Source organism: Duganella sp. 1224 (assembly GCF_013408245.1).
GTDB lineage: Bacteria > Pseudomonadota > Gammaproteobacteria > Burkholderiales > Burkholderiaceae_D > Rugamonas.
In genome coordinates this window covers 317064-329992 of sequence record NZ_JACBYS010000002.1, presented here as the reverse complement: position 1 = coordinate 329992, position 12929 = coordinate 317064, and the positions used below count along the sequence as shown (strand labels likewise).

The 12929-nt window shown below is 65.3% G+C and carries 10 protein-coding genes and 1 other RNA gene; 9 read left to right on the top strand and 2 right to left on the bottom strand.

Annotated features, from left to right (window positions below; all coding sequences use genetic code 11):
* Positions 1 to 130 precede the first annotated feature (130 nt).
* From FHW58_RS13560 to FHW58_RS13525, 8 genes are all read left to right on the top strand, one after another.
* Positions 131 to 1045, top strand: coding sequence for an SMP-30/gluconolactonase/LRE family protein (locus tag FHW58_RS13560; protein WP_229265317.1), 915 nt, complete (start codon positions 131 to 133; stop codon positions 1043 to 1045).
* A 57-nt stretch (positions 1046 to 1102) separates the two neighbouring features.
* Positions 1103 to 2071, top strand: coding sequence for a LysR substrate-binding domain-containing protein (locus tag FHW58_RS13555; protein WP_179673672.1), 969 nt, complete (start codon positions 1103 to 1105; stop codon positions 2069 to 2071).
* A 136-nt stretch (positions 2072 to 2207) separates the two neighbouring features.
* On the top strand, positions 2208 to 4805 hold the full coding sequence (locus FHW58_RS13550) for a TonB-dependent receptor (protein WP_179673671.1): 2598 nt from the start codon (positions 2208 to 2210) through the stop codon (positions 4803 to 4805).
* Positions 4806 to 4914: 109 nt separating this feature from the next.
* A complete protein-coding gene (galA, locus tag FHW58_RS13545) occupies positions 4915 to 7701 on the top strand; it encodes a beta-galactosidase GalA (RefSeq protein ID WP_229265316.1) in 2787 nt (928 codons plus the stop codon).
* Between the two features lie 88 nt (positions 7702 to 7789).
* Positions 7790 to 8032, top strand: a complete 243-nt coding sequence (locus tag FHW58_RS13540; protein WP_179673670.1) for a hypothetical protein — start codon at positions 7790 to 7792, stop codon at positions 8030 to 8032.
* Positions 8029 to 8340: a cell division protein ZapA gene (locus FHW58_RS13535; protein ID WP_179673669.1), complete on the top strand. Its 312-nt coding sequence runs from the start codon at positions 8029 to 8031 to the stop codon at positions 8338 to 8340. Before FHW58_RS13540 ends, FHW58_RS13535 begins: the two co-directional genes overlap by 4 nt.
* A 55-nt stretch (positions 8341 to 8395) precedes the next feature.
* A non-coding RNA gene (gene ssrS / locus FHW58_RS13530) (6S RNA) lies at positions 8396 to 8575 on the top strand.
* Between the two features lie 64 nt (positions 8576 to 8639).
* Entirely contained in the window at positions 8640 to 9101 is a 462-nt protein-coding gene (locus FHW58_RS13525; RefSeq protein ID WP_179673668.1) for an EVE domain-containing protein, read from the top strand.
* Positions 9102 to 9199: 98 nt separating this feature from the next.
* Here FHW58_RS13525 and lgt read toward each other — a convergent pair whose 3' ends face one another.
* Entirely contained in the window at positions 9200 to 10048 is an 849-nt protein-coding gene (lgt, locus tag FHW58_RS13520) for a prolipoprotein diacylglyceryl transferase (protein WP_179673667.1), read from the bottom strand.
* Positions 10042 to 10938 carry a LysR substrate-binding domain-containing protein gene (locus tag FHW58_RS13515; RefSeq protein ID WP_179673666.1) on the bottom strand — a complete coding sequence of 299 codons (897 nt, stop codon included), beginning with the start codon at positions 10936 to 10938 and terminating at the stop codon, positions 10042 to 10044. The genes lgt and FHW58_RS13515 overlap by 7 nt, the downstream gene beginning before the upstream one ends.
* A 114-nt stretch (positions 10939 to 11052) precedes the next feature.
* Between FHW58_RS13515 and ilvD the strand changes: the two genes are divergently transcribed.
* The gene (gene ilvD, locus FHW58_RS13510) at positions 11053 to 12915 is read left to right on the top strand and encodes a dihydroxy-acid dehydratase (protein ID WP_179673665.1); all 1863 of its coding nucleotides are present in this window, start codon (positions 11053 to 11055) and stop codon (positions 12913 to 12915) included.
* The last annotated feature ends 14 nt before the right edge of the window (positions 12916 to 12929 follow it).

Below are 12929 nucleotides of genomic sequence, written 5' to 3'. Positions count from 1 at the left end.
ATCATTATCTGATAGCAGGGGCGCCCGGCCTGCTATCCGATATCCGCATGGCTGGCGGCGCTAAATTCATAGCTGCCGCCGGCCTCCTTCCCGTAGACTTTCTGCTGTCAAAAACCGCCACAGGACTTCCATGAATGTCGCCACCTCCGCCGCTGTCACGCCCGGCGTCATGCTGCTGCGCGCCGGCCAGGCCGGCTGCGCATTGCGATGGGATGCCGTAGGGCAATGCTGGCGTTGGCCGGACCCGGTAGGTAAGCAACTGTACGCCTGGCCGGCGGCGCCGGCGATGCCCGGCGGCGTGCGTATGTTAGAAAGCGCACGCGGGATGGCATGTTGCACCTCCGGGCGCCTGCTGCTGGGGCTGGGCAAGCGGCTGGGCATGGTGGATTTGCCACAGCCGGGGCAACCGGGCCGGCCGCTGCAGGCCCAGGTATTGATCACCATCGACGCGGCCGAGCCGCGCACCAGCATCAGCGACGGCTGCGCCGACCGCGACGGCAATTTCGTGTTCGGCACCGCCAACACCGCACCGGACCGGCGGCCGATCGGCAGTTTCTACCAGTATTCGCTACGCCACGGCCTGCGGCGGCTGGCCCTGCCGGCGGTGGTGCACGCCACCGGCATCGCCTTCAGCCCGGACGGCCGCACGCTGTACTTCGCCGACGCCGCGCGTGGCCAGTTGATGCAATGCGGCTACGACCCCGAGCGGGCCAAGGTCAGCGGGATGCAAGCATTTTCGGTGCTGCAGGCGCCGGGCGCCGGCGCGGCCGTCGCCGACAGTCAGGGCAATCTGTGGAGCGTGCAGGGCGGGCTGCTGGTGCAGTACGACCGCGACGGCGAGGCGCTGCTGCGGATCGCGCCGGGGCGCGAGGCGGCGGCCTCGGTGGCGTTCGGCGGCCGGCGGCTGGATCAGTTGCTGGTGCTGGGCGCGCGGGGCGGCCTGTACGGGCTGCCGCCTGATCTGGCCGAGGGGCTGGCGCCGGGCGTGGCGGACGGCTTGTTTGCTGACGGCGGTAGCGCTTCCAGCCCGCTGGCGCGGGCGTGACGTGATTGACGCTGGTGCAGCCCCCCTTTATGATGGGCAACCAAACCACGCACCGTTATGACTGATTCCCGCTCGGACCGCTTTGTTCGCTCCCACCTGAAAACCCGCCACCTGGTCTTGCTGGTCGAGCTGGGCCGGCACGGGTCCATCGCCCACGCGGCGCAGGCCGCCAACCTGACGCAGCCCGGCGCCTCCAAGCTGTTGGGCGAGCTGGAGCACGCGCTCGGGGTGCAGCTGTTCGAGCGCCTGTCGCGCGGCGTGTCGCCGACCTGGTATGGCAAGGTGCTGATCCGCCGCGCCGGCGCGGCGCTGGCCGAGATGGACGCGGCGCACCAGGAAGTGATGGAGCTGCTGTCCGGTCTGCGCGGCCGCGTCGGCCTGGGGACGGTGCTGGCGCCGGCCACCGGCCTGGTGCCGAAGGCCATCAACCTGCTGAAGGAGCGCCACGCGCGCGTGCACGTGGCGGTGACCATGTCGACCAGCAAGGTGCTGGTCGAGCGCCTGCGCAGCGGCGAGCTGGATCTGGTGGTGGGCCGCATCCTCGACACCGAGGCCGCCGACGAACTCAATTTTGAACCGCTGACCGACGAGCCGCATTTGCTGATCGCGCGCGCCAGCCATCCGCTGATCGGCCGCACCGATCTGACGCTGGAAGACCTGATGACGCAGTGCTGGATACTGCCGCCGGCCGGCTCCATCCTGCGCGACCGCCTGACCGCGCTGTTCCTGTCGCACGGCCTGGAGCAGCCGGCGGAAACCGTCGAGACGCTGGACATGCCGGTGGTCGCCAGCCTGCTGCTGAACAACGACATGATCGTGGCGCTGCCGGCGGAAGCGGTGCAGCCGTATCTGGACGCCGGCCTGCTGAAGGCGCTGCCGTTCGCGCTGGGCGTGAGCATGGATTCGTTCGGCATTGTGACGCGCAAGCGACACCAGCTCTCGCCCGGCGCCGACGCCATGCTGGGCGCACTGCGCGACGCCGCGGCCAGCATCTATCCGCACTATCGCGCGCCCGCGCAGGGTTGACTTGCAGGCTGATATACGAACTTGGTATGGCCCGCGCTAAATAATCTATTGGTTTGTCAACACGTGTTTCGCTAGCATCCGGTGATCCGTCCACATCTTGATAGAGACGGGACAAGACAAACACTGGAGATGCACAATGAAGCACAAAAAAATGAGCTGGCTGATCGCCACGCTCTTCACCTCCCCGCTGCTGGTTCAACAAGCCATCGCGCAAGAAGCCGCCGCAGCAGGCGATATCCAGCAAGTGAACGTGACCGGTATCCGTGCTTCGGTGCGCAACGCGCTGGCGGCCAAGGAAGCCTCGAACAGCATCGTGGAAGTGGTGTCGTCGGAAGACATCGGCAAACTGCCGGACACCACCATCGCTGAATCGCTGGCGCGCCTGCCCGGCCTGTCGTCCGGCCTGGATCGCGGCAACGCCTCGCAGATCGTCGCCCGCGGCATGGGGCCGCGCTTCATCGGCGCCACGCTGAACGGCCGCGAACTGGCGTCGTCGGAGCCGAATCGCGCGGTGCGCTTCGAGCAGTTCCCGTCGGAGTCGATCAGCGGCGCCACCGTGTACAAGACGCAGAACGCCGAACTGGTGGAAGGCGGCATCGCTACCACCATCGACCTGCAAACCGTGTCGCCGCTGAAGTACAACGGCCGCCAGTTGTCGCTCAAGGCCGACGCGCTGTACTACCCGCTGGCCAAGGACATCCCCGGCGGCGACAGCACCGCGCCGCGCCTGGGCGGCATCTACGTCGACCAGTTTGCCAACAAGACCATCGGCGCGGCGCTGGCGTTCAGCTACCAGGACCAGCCTTCGGTGCAGAAGAACGTGCGTCACTGGGGCTTCAACGAAACCAATTCGGCCGACATCAACGGCGACGGCAAGATCGACAAGACGCCGTGGGGCTTCCAGGACGAAGCTCGCCGCGGCAAGGACAAGCGCGCCAGCGTGCTGGGCAAGGTGGAGTGGAAACCGAACAGCGACGTGCTGATCACCGCCGACACCTACTACGCATCGGCCAAGATCAATGAGCGCGGCCTGCAGCACTGGACCGGCGACCTCGGTAACTGGGACGGCTACCAGAACGGCAACTACAGCAACCTGGATATCCGCAACGGCTATGTGGCCGGCGCCACGGTCAGCAACGTCAACGTCATCAACAACGACTTCTTCTACGTGCAGGACACCAGCGTGGCCGCCAGTGGCCTGAACGGCAAGTTCAACGCCGGCGACTGGAAGATCGATGCCGACCTGTCGACGTCTCACGCGCTGCGCAGCAGCCAGTGGCGCGACATCCGCCAGAATTCCAGGACCGGCACCAACGTCACCTGGGATTTCACCGGCGACGAGCGCCAGTCGTACAGCTTCGGCATGGACACCGGCAATCCGGCCAACTTCGGCGGCGCCACGCTGTACGTCGATACCGACGGCCATGTGAAGGACTTGTTGAACGCGGTCAGCCTGAGCGCTTCGCGTCCGCTGGAGAACGGCATCGTCAGCCGCATCAAGATCGGCGTGCGCGCCACCGACCGCGAGAAGAGCTACCGCCAGACCACCTGGTCGCTGACGCCATCGGCCACCATTCCCGACTCGGCTTACGAGACGGTGAACGTGTCCGGCGATCCGGCCTTTATCCAGCTCAAGGACTTCTACGGCACCGCCTACTCGGCGTTCGGCCCCGACGCCTTCAATCCCACCGGCCGCGTACAGACGCAGAACGATCTGCTGTCGGGCTGGAAGGTCAAGGAGCGCAGCACCTCGGCCTTCGTGCAGGGTGACCTGGACGGCGAGGCGTTCGGCAAGACGTATCGCGGCAACGTTGGCGTGCGCCTGGTGCACACCAAACAGACCGGCTACGGCATGCAGTCGATCGACAACGCGGCCGCCACGCCGGTGGAGGGCGGCACGTCGTACACCGAGATCCTGCCTAGCATGAACCTGATCTTCAACATGGACGAAGCGCAGGAACGCCAGGTGCGCTTCAGTGTTGCGCGCGCCATGTCGCGCGCGCCGCTGGACGAGCTGCGCGCCTCGCGCAACCTGAGCGTGCCGCTCGATTCGACCCAACCGACCACCGGCAGCGCCGGCAACCCAACCCTGAAGCCGATGATGGCCAATCAGCTGGACCTGGCCTACCAGTGGTACTTCGCCAAAGGTTCGCTGCTGTCGGCTGGCGCGTTCTACAAGCAGGTGCAGCGCTACATCGCCATCACCTCGGATACGACCACCGTCAACGGCCGTCCCGCGACCCTGACCCGTTCGGTGAACGGCGAGGGTGGCAACATCCGCGGCCTGGAACTGGCGTACCAGCAGTCGTTCAACTGGCTGCCGGCGCCATTCGATGGCCTGGGCTTCTCCGGCAACTACGCTTACACCAAGAGCAGCATCCACGAGCAGACGCCGTCGGTGAATCCGTACCAGATCGAAGGCCTGATGAAGTCCAACGGCGGCATCACGCTGTGGTACGAGAAAGCCGGCTACGAGGCGCGCCTGTCGGCCAACTACCACAGCCCGTTCGTGCGTAATCCCACCTGGACCGCCGGCCAGCTGCTGATGAACGAAGCCGAAACCTATGTCACGCTGAACTTCGCCAAGCAACTGACGCCGAACCTGCAACTGCGCTTTGGCATCGACAACGTCACCAACCAGAAGTCGGTCTACACCAGCGCCAACATTCCGGTGCAGCAGGAAGTGACCGAGTTTGGCCGCCGCTACAATCTGGGGCTGTCGTTCAAACTGTAAGCACGTCACCATTTATCGTGGTTTTGCGGAGCGGTGCGTGATGGCGCTGCTCCGTTTTTTTTTATCAGGGGAGACAAATGTGAGAACAAAACTGATAAGCACACTACTGTTGTTGGTCGCCTGCGTCAGCGGCATGGGCAGCGCCAGCGCCGCCACGCGCGAGCGGCTGTCGCTGGACCGGGGCTGGCTGTTCCATCAGGGCGACATCGTACAGCCGCCCATCCTCGGACACGAGGAATCCTACAGCAACGCCAAGGCCGGCAGCGCCGGCGGCGCGGCGGGCAATGAATACGACGACTCGGACTGGCGCCATCTCGACCTGCCGCACGACTGGGCGGTCGAGGGCCCGTTCGATCCCAAGGCCAATGTGGCGCAGGGCTACCGCCCGCGCGGCATCGGCTGGTATCGGCGCTATCTGAAGGTCGATCCGGCCGACCGCGGCAAGCATTTTGAATTGCAGTTCGACGCCATCGCCACCCACGCCACGGTCTGGGTCAACGGCAATGTGGTCAACCGCAACTGGTCCGGCTACAACGCCAGCTACATCGACATCACGCCGTTCCTGCGCTACGGCGACGCGCTCAACACCATCGCCATCCGCGTCGACGCCGAAGCGATGGAAGGCTGGTGGTACGAGGGCGCCGGCATGTACCGCCATAGCTGGCTGGTGAAGCGCAACCCGGTGCACGTGGTGACCGACGGCGTGCACGCCACGCCGCGCCTGGTGCAGGGCAAGCAGTGGAGCATTCCGGTCGAGGTCACGCTGAACAACAGCGGCAAGGCCGCCGGCGACGTGATCGTGGAAGTGACGCTGTACGATCCGTCCGGCAAGCAGGTGGCGCAGCGCACCGCGCCGGCGCGCGTGGGTGTGCTGGCCACCAGCACGGTGGCGCTGCCGATGACCATCAACGATCCGGCCATCTGGTCGCTGGAGAAAACCAATCTGTACCGCGTGACCACGCGCGTTCTGCAGGCCGGCAAGGCGCAGGACGAGGTGTCGCTCAACACCGGCTTCCGCACCATCCGCTTCGACGCCGCGCAGGGCTTTTTCCTCAACGGCGTGCACGTTAAGCTGCAGGGTGTGTGCATCCACCAGGACCACGCCGGCGTGGGCGTGGCGGTGCCGGATTCGGTGTGGGAGTATCGCCTGCGCCGCCTGAAGGAGATGGGCGTGAACGCCATCCGCTTCTCGCACAACGCGCCGGCCGCCGAGGTGCTGGACATGGTGGACCGCATGGGCTTCGTGGTCATGGACGAGAACCGCAATTTCAATCCGTCGCCGGACTACATGAAGCAGCTGGAATGGATGGTCAGGCGCGACCGCCATCATCCGGGCATCATCCTGTGGTCGGTGTTCAACGAGGAGCCGGTGCAGGCCACCGAAGTCGGTTACGAGATGGTGCGCCGCATGTCGGCCGCCGTGAAGGCGCTGGACGACACGCGACCCGTCACCGCCGCCATGAACGGCGGTTTCCTGACCGAGCTGAATGTGTCGCACGCGGTGGACGTGGTGGGCGCCAACTACCAGGTGCCGGACTATGACCGTTACCACAAGGCTTATCCCAACAAGCCGTTCACCAGCTCGGAGGATACCTCGGCCTTCATGACGCGCGGCGAATACAAGACGGTGAAGGAGAAGAACCTGATCGCCAGCTACGACGACGACGCGGCCCAGTGGGGCAACACCCACCGCGACGCGTGGCAGGCCATCGACACGCGCCCGTTCGTGGCGGGCGGCTTCGTGTGGACCGGCTTCGACTACCGCGGCGAGCCGACGCCAAACGAATGGCCGTCGGTCAGCTCGGTGTTCGGCATCATGGACCTGAACGGCTTCCCCAAGACCGCCTACTACATCCACCAGGTGCAGTGGATCAAGGACAAGCCGTTGATCCACATCGCGCCGCACTGGAACTGGCAGCAGGGCGACAAGGTGCGCGTGATGGTGATGTCCAACGTGGAGCGTATCAAGCTGCTGCTGAATGGCCGCGACCTGGGTGAACAGAAGGCCGACCCGTACCGCATGAACAACTACGAAGTCGTCTTCGAGCCGGGCAAGCTAGAGGCCATCGGCTACCGTGGCGGCAAGGAAGTCGCGCGCACGGCGGTGGAAACCACCGGCGCGCCGGTGGCCCTGGAGCTGGTGCCGGACCGCGCGCAACTGAACGGCGATGGCCGCGACGCCATGCCGCTTACCGTGCGCGCGCTGGACGCGCAAGGCCGTGCCGTGCCGCTGGCGGACAACCAGGTGACTTTCGCCGTCAGCGGCGGCGGGCGCTCCATCGGCCATGGCAACGGCGATCCGAATTCGCACGAGGACGAGAAGGGCGCCACGCGGCGCCTGTTCAACGGCCTGGCGCAGTTGATCGTGCAGACCAATTACGACGCCAGGGACGCCGTCACCATCAGCGCCACCGCGCCCGGTCTGCGCGAGGCGCGCGTGACGATTCCGGTCAAGCCTGTGGCGGCCGAGCCCTTCGTGGCGCTGGCCGACGCGCCGCTGACCTTCGTGCGCAGCTGGCGCATCGCGCCGGACAGCGACGCGCGTCCGGACCCGAACCAGAAGCTGGCCAGCTTCGACATGAATACCTGGGGCTGGGGCTCGCCGCCGATGCGCGCGGCCGCCGGCGGCAAGTATCACCTGTACCGCGCCAGCTTCACGCCGCGCAAGAACCTGGCCGATGGCAGCGGGCGCATCCGCTTCGCGTCGATCGCGGGCAAGGCCGAGATTTGGCTCAACGGCGTGCTGATCGGCAAGAAGGACAGCGCAGCCGCCGCGCCGCTCGACGTGCCGTTGCCGGCAGGTGCGGGCAAGCGCGAAATCAACGTGCTGCTGGAGGCGGAAGCGGGGCAGGGCGTGGGCATCGAGGGCAATGTGACCATCGAACCGGCGCGCTAGTTGACAGCGTGTAAATAAATCGCGTGCTTGTTGGTCGCAAACACGCGATTCGGTTGACGGCATCCCGCGCGCTGCCTATAGTGGCGGGATGATTTCAGAATTCCAAGAACTCTCCGACAAAATCGACCAGCTGGCCGAGATGACCACGCAACTGCGGCGTGAAAATGCACAGCTGCGCCAGGCCAATGCCGCCCTCGTGGTCGAGAACATGGGCTATCAGCGCCGACTGAGCGAGGCCACCGCGCGCGTCGAGGCGTTGCTGGAACACATTCCGCCACTGGATGGCGCCACGCCAGAAGACAAGCAGCCTGAAAACGAGGAAGCACGATGATTCAGGTCGACGTGACCATCATGGGCAACAGCTACAAGCTGGCCTGCAAGGAAGATGAAGAGGCGGCGCTGCGCAAGGCGGCGTCGGTGGTCGACCGCAAAATGTGCTCGATCCGTGACGCCGGCAAGATCAAGGGCAACGACCGCATCGCCGTGATGGCGGCGCTGGCCGTGGCGGCGGAGTTCCTGACGGTGAAGGCGCCGCAGGGGCCGTTGTCTGACATGTCGCTGCTGGAAGTGCAGACCAAGATCGCCGCCATGAACAAGGTGCTGGATGCCGCGCTGACGCCGCAGGAAGCGCTGTTTTAATCAGGTTTTAATTGAATCAGCCCTTCCTTTGCGGCGCACAAGAGAGTAAACTCGTCTTACCCTGCAGTGTTCGAGACTTGTCATATATTCCTTGAACCATTCTTTTGCACCGGTTACGGAAATTTGTTCGATGGGCGAGAGCGTCGCTAGTCCGATGAACCCGAAATTGAACTAACTGTGACCACCTGAGCCTCTTGGTTCGGGATGCCGGCAAGACGGCACAGGCGGGGCCCTATTCAACAAAAAGCGGTTGCAAGCATGAGAATGCGCAGCCGCTTTTTTTCGTCTGGAGAACTTGCATGCAATACTGGCTGATGAAATCCGAACCGGATGAGGTGAGCATCGATGACGTCATGGCGTCGCCCAAGCAGACGACCGCCTGGTTCGGCGTGCGCAACTACCAGGCGCGCAATTTCATGCGCGATCAGATGCAGGTGGGCGACGGCGTGCTGTTCTACCACTCCAGTTGCCCGGAGCCCGGCATTGCCGGCCTGGCGGAGATAGTGAGCGCTCCTTATCCGGACGCCTCGCAGTTCGACAGCAAGAGCAAATACTACGACGCCAAGGCCACGCCGGAGCAGCCGCGCTGGATGTCGATCGATGTGAAGGGCACGCAAAAAACGCGGCTGCTGCCGCTGGCCGAGATGCGCACCCTGCCGGCGCTGGAAGACATGGTGGTGCTGCAGAAGGGTAGCCGCCTGTCGATCACGCCGGTGACGCCGGCGCAATGGACGGCGGTCGTCAAACTCCTGACCCGCTGACCGTCATTCCGGCGAAGGCCGGAATCCATGGAACGTTGGCACGCACGCTCAGCATGGATTCCGGTTTGCGCCGGAATGACGGTGGCTGGGGGAGATGCTTACTTGATCGGCGCGCGGCCTTTTTGCTTGACCTTGTACGCCCACACCAGCATCAGGATGGCGCCGACGATCATTGGCAGAGACAGCACCTGGCCGGAGGTAATCGGCAGGCCAAACACTTCGGTTTCCCAGTCCGGCGTGCGGAACCATTCGGTAAAGAAACGCGCGCAGCCGTAGAGCAGCGTGTACATGGCGCCCACCGCCAGCCGTGGACGTTCCTTGCGCGAGAAGAACCACAGGATCACGAACACCAGCAAACCGTCGATCAGCATCTGGTAGATTGGCGACGGATGGCGCAGGCCGGGCAGGAACACCGGATTCGGATGCAGCGGGTAGCGGATGTCCGGCCACAGCATGGCCCATGGCAGCGACTGGTCGCTGACCACGCGGCCCGGCAGTTCGGCGTTGATGAAATTGCCCATGCGGCCGGCGGCGTAGCCCAGCGGCACCAACGGCGCGATGAAGTCGTACACGTCCAGCAGGTTGCGGCCGGCCTTGCGCGCCCACAGCGACATGGCGATCAGCACGCCAATAAAGCCGCCGTGGAACGACATGCCGCCGTGCCACACCTTGAAGATTTCTATCGGGTCGGAGAAGTACTTGACCGGCTCGTAGAACAGCACCTCGCCCAGCCGGCCGCCGATGATCACGCCCATCATGCCGTAGAACAGCATGTCGTCCAGGTCCTCCTTTTTCCACTGCTGCGCGGCGATGTGCGGCTGCCTGATGCGCACGCGGCCCAGCGCGATGAACATGGCAAAGGCCAGCACATACATCAGGCCGTACCAGTGGATGGCGATGGGCCCCAGCTGCAGGGCGATGGGATCGGGCATCGGGTGTATCAGCATAGAGTGTTCTTTCTTAGTAAGTCCAAAAAGCCGTGCAGCACCGGCGAGCGGTTATCGCGCCGCCAGGCCAGGCCGGTTTCGACCAGCGGCGTGGCCTCGGCCAGCGCCCGGTATTCTACCCCGGTCCGCATCAGGTTGGAGACGGACTGCGGCACCAGCGCCATGCCGATGCCGGCCGACACCAGGCTGACGATGGTTTGCATCTGGATCGCTTCCTGGCCGATCTGCGGCGTGACGCCGGCGTCGCGGAACACCGACAGGATGGCGTCGTGCAGCGCTGGCGAAATCGCGCGCGGGAAGATGATCAGCGGCAGCGGCGGCAGTGCGGCGAGGCGCAGCTTGCCTTGCTTCTTCAGCGCCGGCAGGCCGGCGGGCAGGGCCAGCACCAGCGGCTCGCTGAGCACCGGCAGGTAGTCGAGCTGTTGTTTTGCCTTGTCCGGCAGCGGCGGAATCAGCAGGCCGGCGTCGATGCGATTGTGCAGCAGGTCGTCCAGTTGCAGGTCGGAGGTGGCTTCGCGCAGCGTGATCTGCACTTGCGGATAGGCGGCGCGGTAGGCGCGCAGGAAGGGCGGCAGCACGCTGTAGTCGGCCGAGGAGACGAAGGCCAGCGTCAGGCGGCCGGCTTCGCCGCTGGCAGCGCGCCGCACCAGTTGCGGCAGTTCCTGCGCCTGCGCCAGCATGCGCCGCGCTTCCGGCAGCAGGGCGGCGCCGGCCAGCGTTAGCGCGACGCCGCGGCGGTTGCGGTCGAACAGCGCGGCGCCCAGTTCCTCCTCCAGTGCCTGGATGGTTTGCGACAGCGGCGGCTGCGTCATGTGCAAGCGCAGCGCCGCCTTGCCGAAGTGGAGTTCTTCGGCGACGGTGACGAAGTAGCGTAGTTGTCGCAATTCCATATGATTAAGCCTCTGTGATATTTTATACGACTCACGGCAGCGGAAATCATATATTTGACACGGTGACAGGGTAGTCGCACACTCTTAGGCTAGCCTTACCTTTGGAGAATCATCATGCCGCAATACCGTTCCCGCACCACCACCCACGGCCGCAACATGGCCGGCGCCCGCGCCCTGTGGCGCGCCACCGGCATGAAAGACGGCGACTTCGACAAGCCGATCGTCGCCGTGGTCAATTCCTTCACCCAGTTCGTGCCCGGCCACGTGCACCTGAAGGACCTGGGGCAACTGGTCGCGCGCGAGATCGAAAAGGCCGGCGGTGTGGCCAAGGAATTCAACACCATCGCGGTTGACGACGGCATCGCCATGGGCCACGGCGGCATGCTGTATTCGCTGCCGTCGCGCGACCTGATCGCCGACTCGGTCGAGTACATGGTCAACGCCCACTGCGCCGATGCGATGGTGTGCATCTCCAACTGCGACAAGATCACGCCGGGCATGCTGATGGCCGCCATGCGCCTCAACATCCCGGTGGTGTTCGTATCGGGTGGCCCGATGGAAGCGGGCAAGGTGGTCAAGGTGGTCAACGGCGGCCAGAAGGTCATCAAGCTGGACCTGGTGGACGCCATGATCAAGGCCGGCGACAGCACCGTCAGCGACGCCGACGTGGCGGAGATCGAGCGCTCGGCCTGCCCGACCTGCGGTTCGTGCTCCGGCATGTTCACCGCCAACTCGATGAACTGCCTGACCGAGGCGCTCGGCCTGTCGCTGCCGGGTAACGGCACCATCGTCGCCACCCACGCCGACCGCGAACAACTGTTCCTGCGCGCCGGCCGCTTGATCGTCGAACTGGCCAAGCGCCACTACGAGCAGGACGACTACACCATCCTGCCGCGCTCCATCGCCACCAAGGCGACCTGGGAAAACGCCATGGCGCTGGACGTGTCGATGGGCGGCTCGACCAACACCGTGCTGCACCTGCTGGCGGCCGCGCACGAGGCCGGCGTGGACTTCACCATGGCCGACATCGACCGCATCTCGCGCAAGGTGCCGTGCCTGTGCAAGGTGGCGCCGATGACCGACAAGTTCCACATCGAGGACGTGCACCGCGCCGGCGGCATCATCGCGATCCTGGGCGAGCTGGCGCGCGCCGGCTTGCTGGATACCTCGCGTCCCACCATCCATGCGCCGACGCTGGCCGAGGCCATCGAGCGCAACGACATCAAGCGCAGCGACGATCCGGCCGTGCACCAGTTGTTCCGCGCGGCGCCGGGCGGCGTGCCGACGCAGGTGGCCTTCTCGCAATCGGAACGCTACGAGGCGCTGGACCTGGACCGCAGCGCCGGCTGCATCCGCGACATGGAACACGCGTATTCGAAAGACGGCGGCCTGGCTGTGTTGTATGGCAATCTGGCCGAGAAGGGCTGCATCGTCAAGACGGCGGGCGTGGATGAGAGCATCCTGAAGTTCAGCGGCAAGGCGCGCGTGTTCGAGTCGCAGGACGCGGCGGTCAAGGGCATCCTCGGCGACACCGTGCATGCCGGCGACGTGGTCATCATCCGCTACGAGGGGCCGAAGGGCGGTCCCGGCATGCAGGAGATGCTGTATCCGACCTCGTACATCAAATCCAAGGGCCTGGGCAAGGCGTGCGCGCTGCTGACGGATGGCCGTTTCTCGGGCGGCTCGTCGGGCCTGGTGATCGGCCACGCCTCGCCGGAGGCGGCGGAGGGCGGCGCGATCGGCCTGGTGGAAGAGGGCGACATGATCGACATCGACATCCCCAACCGCACCATCAGCCTGCGCATTCCGGATGCCGAGCTGGCCGCGCGCCGCGCCGCCATGGAAGCCAAGGGTGCTGCCGCCTGGCAGCCGGTCAACCGCGAGCGCTACGTTTCGCAAGCGCTGCAAGCCTACGCCGCGCTGACCACTTCCGCCGACCGCGGCGCGGTGCGCGACCTGTCGCAACTCCGGAAGTAAGTTTATCTGCCGCC